The 16,269-nt window shown below is 57.7% G+C and carries 16 protein-coding genes; 6 read left to right on the top strand and 10 right to left on the bottom strand.

Translation table 11 applies throughout. The features are described 5' to 3' along the window. Positions 1-4 precede the first annotated feature (4 nt). From AC07V0_RS21490 to AC07V0_RS21480, 3 genes are all read left to right on the top strand, one after another. Entirely contained in the window at positions 5-1,117 is a 1,113-nt protein-coding gene (locus AC07V0_RS21490) for a succinylglutamate desuccinylase/aspartoacylase family protein (protein WP_495019902.1), read from the top strand. Between the two features lie 18 nt (positions 1,118-1,135). Next, a complete protein-coding gene (locus AC07V0_RS21485; RefSeq protein WP_018928329.1) occupies positions 1,136-1,900 on the top strand; it encodes an ABC transporter ATP-binding protein in 765 nt (254 codons plus the stop codon). 178 nt (positions 1,901-2,078) lie between these two features. After that, positions 2,079-2,987: a MurR/RpiR family transcriptional regulator gene (locus AC07V0_RS21480; RefSeq protein WP_007940239.1), complete on the top strand. Its 909-nt coding sequence runs from the start codon at positions 2,079-2,081 to the stop codon at positions 2,985-2,987. A 96-nt stretch (positions 2,988-3,083) separates the two neighbouring features. Here AC07V0_RS21480 and AC07V0_RS21475 read toward each other — a convergent pair whose 3' ends face one another. The 6 genes from AC07V0_RS21475 to AC07V0_RS21450 form a co-directional block, all read right to left on the bottom strand. Beyond that, positions 3,084-4,415, bottom strand: a complete 1,332-nt coding sequence (locus AC07V0_RS21475; RefSeq protein WP_111453667.1) for a dicarboxylate/amino acid:cation symporter — start codon at positions 4,413-4,415, stop codon at positions 3,084-3,086. Between the two features lie 95 nt (positions 4,416-4,510). Next, complete coding sequence (locus tag AC07V0_RS21470) at positions 4,511-4,894, bottom strand: VOC family protein (protein ID WP_111453875.1); 384 nt, start codon at positions 4,892-4,894, stop codon at positions 4,511-4,513. Between the two features lie 166 nt (positions 4,895-5,060). Next, positions 5,061-6,002, bottom strand: a complete 942-nt coding sequence (locus AC07V0_RS21465) for a D-2-hydroxyacid dehydrogenase (protein ID WP_495019901.1) — start codon at positions 6,000-6,002, stop codon at positions 5,061-5,063. Then, on the bottom strand, positions 5,999-6,394 hold the full coding sequence (locus AC07V0_RS21460) for a VOC family protein (RefSeq protein WP_138867096.1): 396 nt from the start codon (positions 6,392-6,394) through the stop codon (positions 5,999-6,001). The genes AC07V0_RS21465 and AC07V0_RS21460 overlap by 4 nt, the downstream gene beginning before the upstream one ends. Next, positions 6,391-7,359 (bottom strand): hydroxymethylglutaryl-CoA lyase, encoded by a 969-nt coding sequence (locus AC07V0_RS21455; protein WP_019581920.1) that lies wholly within the window; start codon positions 7,357-7,359, stop codon positions 6,391-6,393. Before AC07V0_RS21455 ends, AC07V0_RS21460 begins: the two co-directional genes overlap by 4 nt. Before the next feature lie 14 nt (positions 7,360-7,373). Further along, positions 7,374-8,564: a CaiB/BaiF CoA transferase family protein gene (locus AC07V0_RS21450; protein WP_477759625.1), complete on the bottom strand. Its 1,191-nt coding sequence runs from the start codon at positions 8,562-8,564 to the stop codon at positions 7,374-7,376. A gap of 117 nt (positions 8,565-8,681) precedes the next feature. On the opposite strand from AC07V0_RS21450, the gene AC07V0_RS21445 reads away from it, so the two are divergent. After that, a complete protein-coding gene (locus AC07V0_RS21445; RefSeq protein WP_018928337.1) occupies positions 8,682-9,584 on the top strand; it encodes a LysR family transcriptional regulator in 903 nt (300 codons plus the stop codon). Positions 9,585-9,711: 127 nt separating this feature from the next. Here the strand turns inward: AC07V0_RS21445 and AC07V0_RS21440 are convergent, their stop codons facing one another. The 3 genes from AC07V0_RS21440 to AC07V0_RS21430 all read right to left on the bottom strand — a co-directional run bounded on the left by AC07V0_RS21440 (position 9,712) and on the right by AC07V0_RS21430 (position 13,298). Beyond that, entirely contained in the window at positions 9,712-11,082 is a 1,371-nt protein-coding gene (locus AC07V0_RS21440; protein ID WP_495019923.1) for an MFS family transporter, read from the bottom strand. Positions 11,083-11,295: 213 nt separating this feature from the next. Then, positions 11,296-12,135, bottom strand: a complete 840-nt coding sequence (locus tag AC07V0_RS21435; RefSeq protein WP_018928339.1) for an HTD2 family dehydratase — start codon at positions 12,133-12,135, stop codon at positions 11,296-11,298. After that, positions 12,132-13,298, bottom strand: a complete 1,167-nt coding sequence (locus AC07V0_RS21430; protein WP_018928340.1) for a CaiB/BaiF CoA transferase family protein — start codon at positions 13,296-13,298, stop codon at positions 12,132-12,134. The genes AC07V0_RS21435 and AC07V0_RS21430 overlap by 4 nt, the downstream gene beginning before the upstream one ends. A 162-nt stretch (positions 13,299-13,460) precedes the next feature. Here AC07V0_RS21430 and AC07V0_RS21425 point away from each other — a divergent pair, with 162 nt between their 5' ends. Beyond that, entirely contained in the window at positions 13,461-14,357 is an 897-nt protein-coding gene (locus tag AC07V0_RS21425) for a LysR family transcriptional regulator (protein ID WP_018928341.1), read from the top strand. A 25-nt stretch (positions 14,358-14,382) separates the two neighbouring features. Here AC07V0_RS21425 and ripC read toward each other — a convergent pair whose 3' ends face one another. Further along, complete coding sequence (ripC, locus tag AC07V0_RS21420) at positions 14,383-15,219, bottom strand: itaconate degradation C-C-lyase RipC (RefSeq protein WP_138867094.1); 837 nt, start codon at positions 15,217-15,219, stop codon at positions 14,383-14,385. A gap of 150 nt (positions 15,220-15,369) precedes the next feature. Between ripC and AC07V0_RS21415 the strand changes: the two genes are divergently transcribed. Further along, complete coding sequence (locus AC07V0_RS21415) at positions 15,370-16,248, top strand: LysR family transcriptional regulator (RefSeq protein WP_018928343.1); 879 nt, start codon at positions 15,370-15,372, stop codon at positions 16,246-16,248. Positions 16,249-16,269 lie beyond the last annotated feature (21 nt).

Below are 16,269 nucleotides of genomic sequence, written 5' to 3'. Positions count from 1 at the left end.
TGTTATGGAGCACATTGAATACCTGTTGCCGTGGGGACCCTCGGGCACAGAACGACGGCTGTCGCTGTTTCGTTTTGGCAGCGGGCCACGCAAGGCCTACATCCAGGCCTCCCTGCATGCCGACGAGTTGCCGGGGATGCGCGTGGCGGTTGAACTTAAGCAGCGTCTGCGCGTGCTGGAAGAACAAGGTCGCCTGAATGGGGTCGTCGAGTTGGTGCCGATGGCCAACCCGATTGGCATCGCCCAGATGTTCCAGGCCACCCATCAAGGTCGTTTTGAGTTCTCCAGCGGGAAGAACTTCAATCGTGATTTTCCAGAGCTGGCCGAAGCTGTGGCGGCGCTGGTGAAAGGTCAACTGGGCGCCCACGCCGACGTCAACACCGGGCTGATCCGCCGCGCCATGGCCGATGTTCTCGCCGACATGCCACCGCCGACCTCGGAACTCGATGGCCTGCGCCGCCTGTTGCTTTCACATGCCTGTGACGCCGATGTGGTGCTGGACCTGCACTGCGATTTCGAGTCGATCATGCTGCTTTACGCCATGCCGCAACACTGGCCGCGCCTGCGCTCATTGGCCGCTCGACTGGGTGCCGGCGCCGCATTGCTGGCCGAGGATGCGGGCGGCAGTGCCTTTGATGAAGCCTGCGCGATTCCCTGGTTGCGCCTGGCCGAACTCTTTCCTGAAGCCGATATTTCTTTGGCCTGTGTGGCGACCACCATTGAACTGCGCGGCATGGCCGATACCGAACGCGAGCCCTGCATCGACAGCGCGCAGGCCATTCTCGGCTATCTCGCCGAGCAAGGCCTGATCAGCGGTGACTGGCCGGCCGCGCCACCGACCGAGTGTGAAGTGACGCCATTCGCCGGCGCGCAGTACGCCTATGCGCCGCACCCCGGCGTGGTGAGTTTTCTGCAACCGCTGGGTGCCCGGGTCAGGGTCGGCGACCCGCTGTTCGAAGTGATTGATCCGCTGACCGATCGCCACAGCATCGTGCGCGCCAGCACCGACGGCATCCTCTATGCCCGTGAACGTCTGCGCTTTGCCCAGCCCGGTTTGTGGCTGGCCAAAGTGGCCGGTACTCGCCCTATTCGCCAAGGCCGCTTGCTCAGCGACTGATTCCAGAGAGTTGAAACCATGTACAAACTTGAAATTCAGGATCTTCACAAAAGCTACGGCACCCACGAAGTGCTCAAGGGCGTGTCCCTGGAGGCGAAAGCCGGTGATGTGATCAGCATCATCGGCTCCAGCGGTTCCGGCAAAAGCACCTTCCTGCGTTGCATCAACCTGCTGGAACAGCCCAACGCCGGCAACATCGTGCTCAATGGCGAACCGCTCAAGCTGGTGACCAACAAACTCGGCGGGCTCAAGGCTGCCGAGCCCAAACAGCTACAACGCATGCGTTCGCGACTGTCGATGGTGTTTCAGCATTTCAACCTCTGGTCGCACATGAGCGCCCTTGAAAACGTCATGGAGGCCCCGGTACATGTGCTGGGCATGAACAAGAAACAAGCACGGGAAAAGGCCGAGCATTACCTGAACAAAGTCGGCGTGGCGCACCGCATGGACGCCTGGCCGGCGCATATGTCGGGTGGTGAGCAGCAGCGGGTGGCGATTGCCCGGGCACTGGCCATGGAGCCGGAAGTGATGCTGTTCGATGAACCGACCTCAGCCCTCGACCCCGAGCTGGTCGGCGAGGTGCTGAAAGTCATGCAGGACCTCGCACTCGAAGGCCGCACCATGGTGGTCGTGACCCACGAAATGGGCTTTGCCCGCGAGGTCTCGAACCAGCTGGTGTTCCTGCACAAGGGCCTGGTCGAGGAGCGCGGCAATCCGCGTGAAGTGCTGGTCAATCCGCAGTCCGAGCGGCTTCGGCAGTTTCTGGCCGGCAGCTTGAAATAATCATACACTCCAGCCAACTTATGCCCCCGCGCAAAACCCCGTAGGAGCGAGGCTTGCCCGCGAAGCGAACACCGCGGTTTTTCAGGCATTGCGCGTTATCGTTCTTCGCGGGCAAGCCTCGCTCCTACAGGTTATGCGCCTGCCCCATCTCCAACCCTCAGGAACTGTAGAGCCGGACATGCCGACCCCTTCGAAAGACACCACGGTCTATGCCGCGCCGGTGATGCGTAAACTGGCGGAAATCGTTTCCGATCTACAGCCTTCACTGCGCAAGGTGGCGGATTTTATCCTGCGTCACCCGCTAAGGGCCGCGACGCTGACCATCGAAGAAATGGCCCATGAAACCTCCACCTCGCCGGCCGCGGTCAATCGTCTGGCCAAGGCACTGAACCTGGGTGGCTACACCGGCATGAAGGCCGAGCTGGTCGCGACGTTGCAGCAGATGGTGTCGCCGGTCGACAAACTGCGCAACGAACTGGCGCATCGTCCTGGCGGTGCATTTGGCCTGCATGAGCAAATCCAGAGCGCCACCAGCAACCTCGCCACGGCAGCCACCAACAACCACGCCGACACCTTTGAAGCCTTCGTCACCCGCCTGATCGAAGCGCGTAAAATTTACATCCTGGGCTTTGGCAACAGCGTCTACTTCGCCGGCCTCGCCGCCTCGACCCTGATGCCCTTCTGTGCCGACGCCACCGCCATCAGCATGGAGGGCGGCAACGAAAATGCCGCTTACCGCCTGGCCGCCATCACCGATCAGGATGTGTTGCTGGCGATCTCCCTGCCGCGCTATTCCCTCGACACCCTGCAACTCGCACGCTTCGCCAATGAGCGCGGCGCCTCGGTGCTGGCGATCACCGACTCACCCGCATCGCCGCTCACCAGCATTGCCGAACACGTGCTATTTGCCCCCGCCGACCATCCGGTAATGACCAGCTCCAACATCGCCGTGCTCGCCTTGATCGAAGGATTGGTGGCGGGTGTGATGGCGCGCAATAAAGAAGCGGTCAAGTTGGCGACCGAGCTGACTGAAAGCGTGATGTCTTATTTGCATATTCCTGCCAGCAGCAAATCGTCGAAGAAGTGATATCTGACAGGGCTTGCGCCATGGGCAACCTGAAAACCCAAAACCACCCGGCTTTCGTGGACCGGGCGGTCTTGGGGCTGTCTTGCGACAACTCGTTCAGGACTGTGCCTCAACCTCCCTGGCACAACCATTGCGCAACTCTGACGTCAACGTCTGTTCGTCCAGCGCCCCTTCCCACTTGGCGATGAACAGCGTGGCGACACCGTTGCCGATGACGTTGATCAATGCCCCGCCCTCGGAAATAAACCGGTAGACCCCAAGCACCAACACCAACCCGGCCGCCGGAATCACATCCAGGCTGCCAAGGGTGGCCGCGAGGGTAATGAACGCACCGCCGGTGACACTGGCCGCGCCCTTGGAGGTCAGCAACAGAATCAACAACAGGGTGACCTGGTGCCACAGGTCGAGCGGAATATCCAGCGCCTGGGCGATGAAAATCGCCAACACTGTCATGTTGATGCAGCTGCCATCGAGGTTGAAACAGTATCCCGAAGGCACCACCAGCCCCACCACCGACTTCTCGCACCCCAGGCGCTCGAGCTTGCCCATCAACCGAGGCAAGGCCGACTCCGAAGATGAGGTGCCCAACACCAGAAACAGCTCATCGCGGATGTACTTGAGAAACTGCCACAGGCTGAAACCGGCCAGACGCGCGACCAGGTTGAGAATCACGAACACAAAAAACAGCGCCGTCACGTAATAGCAGATCAGCAAGTTGCCATACGCCCCCAGGGAGCCGACGCCGTACTTGCCGATCGTAAAGGCCATGCCGCCGAAGGCCCCCAGCGGCGAGACATACATCACGATCTTGACCATGCGGAAAAACGCCTGGGCTACCAGATCGATCAGGTTCAGCAACGGCTTGCCGGCAGCACCGAGCATCTGCAAGGCGAAGGCAAACAGGATGGAAATGAACAGCACCTGGAGAATATCGCCTTCGGCAAAGGCACCAAACACGGTACTGGGCACGATATGGGTGAGAAAGCCCACCACACTCTGTTCATGGGCCAACTTGCTGTAGCTGTCGATGGCATGGCCGTCGAGGGTCGCCGGGTTGATGTGCATGCCCGTACCAGGCTGCATCAGGTTGACCCCGATCAGCCCGATCACCAGCGCCAGGGTGGTCAGCACTTCGAAGTACAGCAACGACTTGAAGCCAACCCGGCCGATGCGCTTGAGGCTCTGCATGCTGGCAATGCCACTGACCACGGTGCAGAAGATGATCGGCGCAATCAGCATCTTGATCAGCTTGATGAACGTATCGCCCAGGGGCTTCATTTCTTCGCCGAGACTGGGATAGAAATGACCGAAGATGATGCCCAGCACAATCGCCAGCAGCACCTGCACATACAGGTGGCGGAACACTCGGCGCAGGCGTGAATGGCTCGGCTTTTTTTCGGCAATCGAGGGTGTAATTGTTGTTGTCATGATGGCTTCCTCGCAGGCGTGATGCATTTCCCCAGGTAGCCGACCGCCACATCGGTGCACGATCGATCGCCTGGGAAAGAGTGTTCGGGGGATGATTACTGCTGGATGTACTCGGAAATCTCGATCAGGTTGAGATCGGGATCACGCAGGTACACCGAGCGAATGGGCCCCCGGGCCCCGGTTCGGGTCACCGGACCTTCCACCAGCGGCCAGTTCACCGTTTTGAGGTGGGCGATGACTTTGTCCAGTGGCGCGCTGGCGATAAAGCACAGGTCCAGGGCCCCTGGCACGGGCACGTGGGCCTTGGGTTCGATTTCATGACCGCGCACGTGCATGTTGATTTTCTGGTTGCCGAACGTGAAAGCCACCCGGCCCTCGCCGAATTTTTCCAGGTGCATGCCCATCACCTCGGTGTAGAAATGAATGGTCGCTTGCGGGTCGGTGGCAGTCAGGACGATGTGGTCGACGTGATCGATCATCCCAACCACCGGAGCACCTGGCGGCACGATGGCGGCCGCCACGGCAGGCGTTACCTGCAGCAATGCGCCCAGGGACAGCGCGGCAATGAACAACGAGACAAACTGACGGACCGGTGTGATTGTTATTGTTTTCATGAGTGGACCTTCTTGTTGGGTGGTGAAGCCTTCACGACACGAGGTTGATCAGGTTCCCCAAGTAGTAGCCCTGCAGGTTGCCAAGGATGCCGTCGGCCAGCCGTTGCAGGCTGCTCTGGCTGGCCCAGGCCACGTGGGGAGTGACGATCAGGTTGGCGTGGCGACTACTGAGCAAAAGGTGGTCGGCCGGTGGTGGCTCCTGGCAAAGCACATCGAGGGCCGCGCCACCGAGGCGACCGCTGTCCAGCGCATCGAGCACCGCCGCTTCGTCCACCAGCGGTCCGCGAGCGGTATTGATCAGCAACGCGCCGGGTTTCATCTGCGCCAGTTCCAGGGCCCCGATCAGGTGTCGGGTACGCTCGGTCAATGGACAGTGCAGAGAAATCACGTCGCTTTGCGCCAGCACCGTTTCAAAGGACTGGTACCCCTTGCGCACCGGGACCACGCCACGGTGTTCGGCAAACAGCAACTGCATGCCCAGGGCGCTCGCCAGACGCGCCGTAGCCAAGCCGATACCACCTCGGCCGATGATGCCCAACACGCTGCCCTGAACATCCCGGATCGGCGCGCGATGGACGCAGAAATGCCGCGAATCCGGCCAGTCCCGCAGCGCCGCAGCCTGGTAAGCGAACAGCTGTCGACGCAGGGCGAAGATTGACGCGATCACCGACTCGGCGACGCTTTGTGCCGAGTAGGCCGGGACGTTACACACCGTCACGGCAAAATCACGGCAGGCCGCCAGATCAATGCAGTCGTAACCGGTGGCCGCGACGCAGATAAAGCGCAGGTTCGGCAGTTGCTCAAGTTCGGCCCGGCCGATGCGCACTTTGTTGGTGATCACCGCATCGGCATCCCGGGCGGCTTCCACCACTTGGTCCGGTGTCGTGTCGGGGCGGTCCTGCCAGTCCGAGACCCAGGCCGGGCGAGCAATGCTCACGGGCAGGCTATCGCTATCAAGAAATACCACTTTCATGCTGCACGCTCCGGCTGGACGGGTTCGGAAATCTCGATCAGGTTCAGGTCCGGATCACGCACATACACCGAACGTATCGGCCCGGTGGCACCGGTACGTAACACCGGGCCTTCGATGATGGGCCAGTCGACACGGGCCAGGTGCGCGATCATTTGGTCCAGAGGGATCGAGGCGATAAAACACAGGTCCAGCGCTCCCGGCACCGGCAAATGCGCCTTGGGCTCGAACTCGTGGCCACGCACGTGCAGGTTGATTTTCTGCTGGCCGAAAGCGAACGCCTTGCGCCCACCAGCAAAGGTTTGCACCTGCATGCCCATGACCCGCACGTAAAAATCCTCGGCAGCCACGGGGTCGATGGTGGTCAGCACTAAATGGTCGAGATGATCGATCATGAGTGCAGCTCCTGGGCTCGGGCCGACGGCACCTGTTTTTCCAGGTTGGCGACATGGGCTGGAATCGGGTGCAGGTCCAGGCGTTTGCCGGCCTTGAGGATCTGGCTGGGAATGTCGTGACCGACCAGACCCGGCAACTGCGCGGCGACAGCCAGCACCCGGTCCAGATCAACCCCGGTGTTGAAGCCCATCAACTGCAGCATGTGCAACAGGTCTTCGGTGCACACATTGCCGCTGGCCCCCGGCGCATAAGGGCAACCGCCCAGGCCGCCAAGGGACGAATCGAAACGATCGACCCCGGCCTCGATGGCCGCCAGCGCATTGGCCAGGCCCATGCCACGGGTATTGTGGAAATGCAGGGTCAGCTGCAGCGCCGGAAAACGCTCACGGACGGCCCGGGACAGCATCTCGACCTGACTCGGGTACGCCATGCCAGTGGTGTCGCACAAGGTCACGCCGCGAGCTCCCAGCTCGGCGAAGCGCTCGACCCAGTGCAACACCTCCCCTACCGGAACATCGCCCTGCATCGGGCAGCCGAACACGGTCGACAACGACACGTTGATCGCCACCGGCCCCTGGCCGATCACGCTGACCACTTCGCTGAGCTGGGCAAACGACTGTTCGCGGCTCATGCGCAGATTGGAACGGTTGTGCGGTTCGCTTACCGACATCACCAGGTTGGCTTCATCGATGTTGCACGCCAGGGCCCGCTCGGCACCGCGCACGTTAGGCACCAGCACGGTGTACTCCACCGCCGGATTGCGCCGGATACCCTGCATCACCGCCTCGGCATCGCGCAGCGCGGTAATGGCCTTGGGCGATGTGAACGAGGTGACCTCGATCTTGGCGAAACCACACTGGCTGAGCGCATCTATCATGGCGATCTTGTCGACGGTTTCGATAAAGCGCGCTTCATTCTGGAAGCCGTCACGGGTTGCGACTTCCTGCAAGAAAAGACGTTGCATGTTGATTCTCCGGTTCAAATGATGCCGCGCTGGCGCCAGTCGGCTTGCTGCGCAGCGTCGATGCCAAGCTCGCCAAGAATCTCGGCGGTATGCTGACCAAGGGTCGGCGCCGAGCGAGTCACGCTGCCAGGCGTGGTACCCAGCTTGGGGACGATGCCGGGCAAGGTCACCGGCGTGCCGTCGTCCAGCTGGCTGTCGAGCAGCATGTCGCGCGCCCGGTAATGCGGGTCCTGGGCAATGTCGGCAGCGTTGTAAATCCGGCCGGCCGGGATGCGCGCCTCGGTCAGGACCGACAAAACTTCGTCGAGGCTGAGTCGCGCGGTCCATTCGGAGATGGCGGCATCGATGCGCTCAACCTGCAGCACTCGGCCGTGGTTCTGCGCAAGCGCTGGATCAGCCCCCAGATCGCGGCGCCCAATCACTTCCATCAGGCGTTGATAGATGCTGTCGCCATTGCCGGCGATCAAGGCAAAACCACCGTCACGGCAGCGATAGGCATTGGTCGGCGCGATACCCGGCAAACTGCTGCCGGCGGGCTCACGAACGGCATTGAACACCGAGTATTCGGGCAATAGGCTTTCCATCATGTTGAACACCGACTCGTACAGCGCCACGTCGATCTGCTGGCCGTCACCGCCGTTCTGCTCGCGATGACGCAGGGCAAGCAGAATCCCGATGACCCCGTGCAAGGCCGACAACGAGTCGCCGATGGAAACGCCAACCCTTACCGGGGTCCGCCCGGGCTCGCCGGAAAGATGTCGCAATCCGCCCATCGCTTCACCGATCACGCCGAATCCGGGACGGTCACGGTACGGCCCGGTCTGGCCGTAACCAGAGACCCGGAGCATGATCAGTTTCGGATTCAGCGCGTGCAGCGTGTCCCAACCCAGGCCCCAGCTTTCCAGAGTCCCCGGGCGAAAGTTCTCTATCAGCACATCCGCGTCGGCCAGCAACTGACGCACGACCTGTTGGGCTTCACGCTGGCGTAAATCAAGGGTCAGCGAGCGTTTGTTGCGAGATTGCGCGGCCCACCAGACGGAAGTACCGTCATGCAGCAAGCGCCATTTGCGCAACGGGTCACCGGTGACCGGAGGCTCGATCTTGATCACGTCGGCGCCAAATTCACCGAGCATTTTCGCCGCAAATGGCCCGGCAATCAGTTGACCGAGCTCCACGACCTTGACACCTTGCAGAGGTAACCTCATGACGTTTCCCGTTCTTGTTGAGTACTTGTGGCATGGATAATCGACACAAACCGGGCAGATGAAAATTTCATATTTCGCCACTACTCTTTCCAGAATGGAAAACCTTGGATCCTCTTGATGATCAATCCCCTGCATTTCGATCTGCTGTCATTGCGCCTGCTGATCTTCGCCGCCGAATCCGGCAACCTGACCCGTGCCGCCGAAAAGGCCAACATGACGGTCTCGGCGGCCAGCAAACGGTTAGCCGAGCTGGAACGAACGACCCAGTGCCCACTGTTCGTGCGCCTGCCAAGGGGGCTCGAACTGACCGCCGCGGGACAAGGGATCGTTGAACATGCCAGAACGATTCTGGAAGGCGTGAACCGGATGGCGTGCGACGCCAGCGATTACGCGGTCGGGGTGCGCGGGCATGTGCGGCTGTTCGCCAACACTTCCGCCGTCGTCCAGTTTCTGCCGGACGACCTCGCGTCTTTCCTGCGCGCCAATCCGAACGTGCGTATCGGGCTGGAAGAAGCACTCAGCGAACCGATTATTCAAGCCGTGGAAAACGGGCGCGCCGACATCGGCATTTTTGCCGACAACGTACCGGCCGAGGGCCTGTACAAACTGCCCTATCGCGACGACCGACTCGTGCTCTTGGTGCCGGTCGGCCATGAACTGGCGAATGAGCGCAACGTGTCCTTTGCCGACACGCTTGGCTTCGATTATGTCGCGCTCAACCAGGGCAGCTCGTTGCTGCGCAGAATCACCGATGCCGCCGTCAGTGCGGGCAAGATCCTCAAGGTGCGGATCCAGGTCAGCAGCTTCGACGGCATCTGTCGGATGATCGAAGCCGGCTTGGGCATCGGGATCTTGCCGTTGTCATCCGTACGTGCCGAATTGCTCGGCAGCCGTCTGATTGCTGTCGACCTGAGCGATGACTGGGCGCACCGCACCTTGTTCGTGGGGGTTGCGAGTCAGGCGCAACTGACCCCGGAAGCGGCCAAGTTGTTCGAGTATCTGAGCAGCGTGCATGGCTGACAGTGGCGTAAATGTCCCTGTCCACACATTTGGGTTACAGGTAGCCCAATCATCAAAAAACCACTGCCTCATGTGTTCGTGGCACATGCAACAGTGGCAAAAGCGCAATAGTTACCTCATGTCCAATTTACGAGTGCGCACTACGACCGTACTCAGGCGACTTCGCGAAATTGTCCTCGACCGTTCCAGTGCCATCCAGATACCCGTGCTTACGCAAATCAGGCATTAATATCGAAGCGATGAACGTCACGCATACCAATGCCGCTACGTAATAAAAGAAGTAACTTTCAATCCCCATCGATTTAAGCATCAATGCCACGTACTCGGCGGTACCGCCACACAATGCATTGCCGATCGCATAAGGCAGGCCAACGCCCAACGCCCTGACAGAAGCAGGATAAAGATCCGCTTTAAGCACACCCGTGACGGGCGTATAAAATGCGGCGATAAGGAGACCAGACATAATTAGCGCAAATGCTGCATATGGGCTCGACACCGTCTTTAACGTGATTAAAATTGGCACAACCAAAGCGGTTGCCAAACCACCAAATATCATCATGCTTTTTTTCACGCCAATACGGTCTGCCAGCATGCCGAAAAATGGCTGACAAATCATGAAGCACACTAAGGCAGACGTCATAATGAAACTGACCGTCCCCGCATCCAGCCCCACCGACAACACCAAGTATTTCTGCATATAGGATGTGAACGTATAATAGTAAAGCGAACATCCCATGGTGATGGCCACCGTTAAAATCACCGCTCGCTTATGCTTTAGCAACGCTCGAATGGATCCGGCCTCCTTACTCTTCATTTCTTTTACTGAGGCTGTTTCGGTCATGGATCGACGTAGAAACACGACCACAATGGCGCTAATCGCGCCGATTAAAAATGGAATTCTCCAACCCCAGGCTTTCAAATCGTCCGGAAGCAATACGTGCTGAAGAACCGCAACCGTCAGCAACGCAAGTAGCTGACCTGCAATAATGGTGGAATATTGGAATGAACCGAAAAATGATCTGCGCCCGGCAGTCGACATTTCACTGATGTAAGTGGCGCCTGTTCCGTACTCCGCGCCCACCGAAAGGCCCTGCATCAGCCTCGCTACAACCAACAGGATGGGGGCCGCGACACCAATCGACTCATACGTTGGCATGATCGCGATCATCAAAGAACCACCGCACATCATGAAGATTGAAATGATCATTGATATTTTTCGACCGCGCGTATCCGCAATGTAACCAAATATCCAACCACCGAGGGGGCGCATAAAAAAGCCGACAGCAAAAATTCCAGCTGTCGCTAACAGTTGACTGTTTTGATCTCCTGCCGGGAAGAACAGCGATGCAAAATAGATAGAGGTATAGGCATAAATAAAAAAATCATACCACTCAACCAAATTGCCCGAGCAAGCTCCGAGTATCGCTCGAACCCGTGCTTTATTTGTAATGGGAGGACGCTTGACTGCACTGTTATCAACATTACTTATTATTATCATTTCAATCTCCACGAGCGGAAATAATCTGTTGACGCGTTTACGCGCTAAACCACCAGCACAACAACAGTCTATGCGAAGACAAAAGTCACTCACACAGACTGCCTGCTTGATCATCTAATCAATCAATAAAACATTTAGGATAAAAGCCACCCCAACTGAAATATTAATCTTCCTGATGTGACTTCATCGTGCACTTTTCACTGCAATGCAGACTCAAAAACTGGCGCGCGCCTGCATCGAGACTGCGCCATCAGGCAAACTGACCCATAACAGTAAGTTGTCACCTTCATAGACAGCATTTAATGTTAGCGTCGCTCCCAACAAGGCAGGACGAACGCCTCGATAATTAAAGAGTTTTACTGGTTTACCCGCGATACGTTCGGCATAGCCTGCCAGCAGAGTTGCGTTCAGTGGACCATGTATTACTTGACTCGCGTAGTGTTCAACATCTCGACAGTAATCAGCGTCATAGTGAATGCGATGACCATTGAAAGTCAGTGCTGAATAGCGAAACAACGTGGTCGAGGTCGGCAGCCATTCATAGGAATGAGTGGCTGGCGGCATCGCGGCGAAGGGTTTGTTCGAGTCGACGGGAGTTGCCTCCTTGTAGACGATGTCGTGGTGTTCGGAAATGGCAACTTCGCCAGCATGCAAAATCTCATGCAATACGGTGACAAACACTAGCTCGCCACTACGACCTTGTTTGTGTTCGATTGAAACAATACTGGAGCGTTTCTCGACGCTGCCATCCAACGGCAATGCTTTCTTGAATTCAAGCTGTCCACCGGCCCACATGCGATTCGGCAGCGGCACGGGAGGCAAGAAGCCACCTCGTGCCGGGTGACCGTCACGTCCCAACTCTTCAGGCGCCAGTCCGTCCAGAAAATACAACCAGTGCCACAATGGCGGCAATGGATGACCCGAGACCAAATCGCTTTGTGGAATGCCCAGTGTGGCAGCCATCAAACGCGCATGGCGTGAAGACAGGACATCGCGGTCGACATGGGTCTTGCCGATCCATTGCCGAAGGTGTTGAAGATCAATAGTGCTCATGCAGGGACCTCCTCTTGTTTGTTCTGTGTTGCTGTCACCTGGAATTCTTTGCGCAGCCGATCACTGTGTTCGCCCAGGAGCGGAGCTTTTTCAAATCGCTGATCGTCCCAAGGAGCGCGTACCGGAGGCGCAATCATCTCGACTTCACCGGTCTCGACTGCCATTGGCCATTTACGAAGGCCTGGATGTTCTGCCATCTCGGCGACGGAGCGCACCTGACCAAAAGCGGTATTGGCCTGACCCAGTTTGTGGATCGCCTGTTCGGCGCTCAGGCTGGCGAAGGACGCACTGATCAGCGCATCCAAAGCGTCTCGGTTACGGACGCGTTCTGTGTTGGACGCAAAACGAGGATCAGTAGATGCGCCGGTGCCTTCAAGAAACAGGTTAGAGAACTGCTGCCATTCGCGTTCGTTCTGAATGCTGATCACGATGTCGCGCTGATCGCCGGTGGTATAAGCACCGTATGGAGCAATTGAAGGGTGGCGCAGACCCTGGCGTGTAGGAGCACCATTGCCATAGATCTCGTGCAAGTAAGGAATGGTCATCCAGTCCGCGGCACCATCGAACAACGAGACGGAGATGCCAGTGCCCTGCCCGGTTCTTTCACGTAACTGCAGCGCAGAAAGCACACCAATCGCAGCATTCAACCCTGCCCCGATATCGCATATCGACACGCCGATCCGGCCATAGCCTTCAGGTGAGCCACTGATGCCGGCCAGACCGCTTTCGCATTGGACCAACAGGTCATACGCTTTCAAACCACTGGCGGGCCCCTCAGTACCGTAACCACTGATATCGCAGGTGATCAATTGTGGATTCAGTTCGCGCAGTTCCGAGCTGTCAAACCCGGCGCGAGCAAGGGCACCGGGCGCCAGGTTTTGAACAAAGACATCGGCGCTGGCAATGATCCGTTTGAGCAGCGACGCGTCGGCGGCATTTTTGAAATCCAGTACCAGCGATTCCTTGCCTCGGTTGGTCCACAAAAAATACGAAGAGTGACCTTTGGCGGCATCGTCATAGCCCCGGGCAAAGTCCCCTTCTGCGCGCTCGACCTTGATGACCCTTGCACCCATCTCCGCCAAACGAGAGGTACACAACGGCGCGGCCAACGCCTGTTCGATGGAAACGACGGTAATGCCTTTTAAAGGTTTTGTAGTGGACATCAGGTTCTCCCATAGACAGTTTGCGTGCACAAGTATGTGCAAACCACGGTCAGGGGAGCAGCGAGCTTTTACGAAGACTGAGTTTGTAAAATACAAACACTGCAGGGCTTACAAGAGGTTAAATTAGAAAAAATTCTCATGATTTCGCCGGAGACTAACGCAATGTTGTACGACTTGATCGACCTTAAGGTCTTCTTGGCCGTCGCCGAGGAAAGCAATCTGTCGCGCGGCGCCGAGCGCTGTAATCTGGCCCCCTCCTCAGTCAGTTTGCGCATAAAAGGGCTTGAAGCCAGCCTCGGGACACCCTTGCTGCTGCGCCAGGCCAGGGGTGTGGGTTTGACCCCGGCGGGTCATGTGCTGGTCGAACATGCAAGACGCTGCATGGCTCAGTTGGAGCAGATGACGACTGACTTGCAACCGTTCGCCAATGGCTTGATCGGCCACGTGACCTTTTTTGCCAACAACAATGCCATCAGCTCATATTTGCCGGATGACCTGGCGCGCTTTTTCTCCAAGTACCCCAATGTCCGCATCACCCTCGAGGAACGATTGAGCCATGACATTATTTCCGCCGTGTCCGCAGGCCGTGCCGACATCGGAGTCGTAGCGCTGGAGTCTGACCACCCAGACCTGGAGTTTCTGCCCTACAGGCAGGACCAGTTAGTCCTGTTGGCGCCGTTAAACGGCCGATTCGACAACCAGCATTCGGTTAGTTTTTCCGAATGCCTGGGGCTCCCATTTATCAGCCTTCAATCCGGCGCCGCACTGCATACCTTTTTGATGAATCACGCCAGCGCCCTTGGCGGGCGCTTGGATGTGCGCGTCCAGGTCTCCGGATTTCGGGCGATTGCCCGTCTGGTCTCATCGGGAGCGGGTATCGGCATCGCTCCACGCTCAGCGTTAGAGCCAGCAGACCTGGATCGCCTTCAGGTTATCGATCTTGTAGAGGGATGGGCCAAGCGTGATTTGCGAGTGTGCGTACAACGCAGCCCGCGTGAAAAGAATGTGTTGCGAGATCACCTGATAGAGATTCTTTGTCAGCCAGGAAATACTCGATAGTGCATGAGATCAGGTTTGCCGGTCCTTATACTTCAGCAGATTGGCCTGCGCGGGCCAGCACTCGGCGGGCTTGGCGAGCGACGGCCTCATCGACCATGACCCCGTTCACTTGCCCCACGCCTCGACAATTTTCGATCAGAATGGCCCGCGCTGCGGCGATCTCATCGACGGTCGGTGTGAACGCCTGATTGATGGCAGCAATCTGATTTGGGTGGATCGCCGCTTTACCGGCAAACCCCATGTCGGCAGCCTGGAGCGCTGCCCGCTCAAGCCCGGCCAAGTCGCGAATATCGAAAAAAGGAGAATCGATAGCAGCGATAGCCGCTGTCGCGCACGCGCTCACAAGCGATACACGTGCGAAGGTGAGATTCGCTGCAAAGGGTCCACAGCCTAAATCCGCCGCCAGATCCGCAGCCCCGAACATGAGGGCGGCGAGTCGGGGCGTCGCATGAGCGATGTCTGCCACCGCCTTGAGCCCTACTGCGCTTTCGATCAATCCGATCAAACGAGTGCTCAGACCTTTTTCGCTGAGCAGACGGTCCACTATCTGCAAATGTGCAACGGATTCGGTTTTTGGAAGTAGCAGAAATTCAGGCTGAACCGGACTTTCCAGCAGTTCAAGCACGTCACAAAGCCCCGCAGACGTATCCAGTCCGTTGATACGAATAATGCAAGGGAACCGCGCTTCCTTGGCAGCATTGAGTGTGGTGAAAGCAGTAGCACGAGCACTTTTTTTGTCTTTAGGCGCTATCGCGTCTTCCAGATCAATGATCAAAAAATCGGCATCCACCTCCTCGGCTTTGGCGAAACGTTCAGGATGTGTTGCCGGCGTGAAAAGAGCACTGCGCATACGTACGGACATTTTCTACTCCAGAGGGGGGTGACGGTGCCGCAAGGCGTGCTGTGATCCTTGCCGGCGCGTGAACCACCATAGCTAGACAAATCCCAATGGACTATTGTATGGAACTGTCGATCTTCATATGTTTTACAAATACCTATGGAGCTATTAGCTATGGAGTTACGTCACATCCGCTACTTTCTAGCCGTCGCTCAAGAGCAGAATTTCACCCGTGCGGCTCAGAACATCGGCATCGGTCAACCTCCATTGAGCTTGCAGATCCGCGACCTGGAGCGTGAAGTGGGCACCCGTTTATTTCACCGAATTCCGCAAGGCGCAGAATTGACTGCGGCAGGGCAGGCGTTTCATGACCTGGTTCGAAACATACCGGCTCAGGTAGAACGAGCAACGCACGCGGCTCAACGAGCCGCTCGGGGCGAGTTAGGGGCGCTGCGCATAGGTTTCACTGCCTCCGCAAGTTTCAATCCGGTCGTGGCTGCGGCGATTCGTAATTTTCGACGGGCCTACCCGGATGTTGATTTGACCCTGGAGGAAAGCAATACCATTCGATTGATGGCAGGCATTAACGAAGGTGACCTGGACGCGGTTTTTATACGCCCTGGAGTAGCTGAAGCTGATCATTTGACGATGCGAACTCTGTCGGAGGAACCATTGCTCGCAGTTCTACCGAAATGTCATGTGGCTGCACGCCAGAAAAAATTGAACCTGAAAGATCTCAGTAAGGACCCGTTTATTCTCTATCCCAGGGAAGTAGGACCCACCTTGTTCGACACCGTTATCGCTGCTTGCCGCGATGCTGGTTTTGACCCGATTCTGGGACAAAGCGCTCCACAACTTGCCTCTGTCGTGCATTTGGTAGCGGCAGAATTAGGGGTTTCGCTTGTACCGGCGTCGATGCAGCAAGTGCATGCCACAGGGGTGGTTTTCAAAGCGATCAATGATGTCTCCCCCATCGCCCGGCTTACACTCGCCTGGCGTCGCAGTGACAACTCGATTTTCCTGCAGAACTTTATAAATTGTGCAGTCAGTTAACTACACACTCTTCGCCGGTAC

Source organism: Pseudomonas sp. GW821-FHT01E10, assembly GCF_059422365.1.
This window is presented reverse-complemented; position numbering and strand designations above follow the sequence as displayed.

What these genes read in the sequence shown, in the direction of transcription:
- AC07V0_RS21470 (WP_111453875.1), bottom strand. Translation starts at nt 4,894, where the DNA reads ATGATCGATCACGTCGACCACATCGTCCTGACTGCCACCGACCCGCAA.
- AC07V0_RS21415 (WP_018928343.1), top strand. Translation starts at nt 15,370, where the DNA reads ATGGAGTTACGTCACATCCGCTACTTTCTAGCCGTCGCTCAAGAGCAG.
- AC07V0_RS21450 (WP_477759625.1), bottom strand. Translation starts at nt 8,564, where the DNA reads ATGAGGTTACCTCTGCAAGGTGTCAAGGTCGTGGAGCTCGGTCAACTG.
- ripC (WP_138867094.1), bottom strand. Translation starts at nt 15,219, where the DNA reads ATGTCCGTACGTATGCGCAGTGCTCTTTTCACGCCGGCAACACATCCT.
- AC07V0_RS21465 (WP_495019901.1), bottom strand. Translation starts at nt 6,002, where the DNA reads ATGAAAGTGGTATTTCTTGATAGCGATAGCCTGCCCGTGAGCATTGCT.
- AC07V0_RS21435 (WP_018928339.1), bottom strand. Translation starts at nt 12,135, where the DNA reads ATGAGCACTATTGATCTTCAACACCTTCGGCAATGGATCGGCAAGACC.
- AC07V0_RS21455 (WP_019581920.1), bottom strand. Translation starts at nt 7,359, where the DNA reads ATGCAACGTCTTTTCTTGCAGGAAGTCGCAACCCGTGACGGCTTCCAG.
- AC07V0_RS21480 (WP_007940239.1), top strand. Translation starts at nt 2,079, where the DNA reads ATGCCGACCCCTTCGAAAGACACCACGGTCTATGCCGCGCCGGTGATG.
- AC07V0_RS21445 (WP_018928337.1), top strand. Translation starts at nt 8,682, where the DNA reads ATGATCAATCCCCTGCATTTCGATCTGCTGTCATTGCGCCTGCTGATC.
- AC07V0_RS21490 (WP_495019902.1), top strand. Translation starts at nt 5, where the DNA reads ATGGAGCACATTGAATACCTGTTGCCGTGGGGACCCTCGGGCACAGAA.
- AC07V0_RS21485 (WP_018928329.1), top strand. Translation starts at nt 1,136, where the DNA reads ATGTACAAACTTGAAATTCAGGATCTTCACAAAAGCTACGGCACCCAC.
- AC07V0_RS21430 (WP_018928340.1), bottom strand. Translation starts at nt 13,298, where the DNA reads ATGTCCACTACAAAACCTTTAAAAGGCATTACCGTCGTTTCCATCGAA.
- AC07V0_RS21425 (WP_018928341.1), top strand. Translation starts at nt 13,461, where the DNA reads ATGTTGTACGACTTGATCGACCTTAAGGTCTTCTTGGCCGTCGCCGAG.
- AC07V0_RS21440 (WP_495019923.1), bottom strand. Translation starts at nt 11,082, where the DNA reads ATGATAATAATAAGTAATGTTGATAACAGTGCAGTCAAGCGTCCTCCC.
- AC07V0_RS21475 (WP_111453667.1), bottom strand. Translation starts at nt 4,415, where the DNA reads ATGACAACAACAATTACACCCTCGATTGCCGAAAAAAAGCCGAGCCAT.
- AC07V0_RS21460 (WP_138867096.1), bottom strand. Translation starts at nt 6,394, where the DNA reads ATGATCGATCATCTCGACCATTTAGTGCTGACCACCATCGACCCCGTG.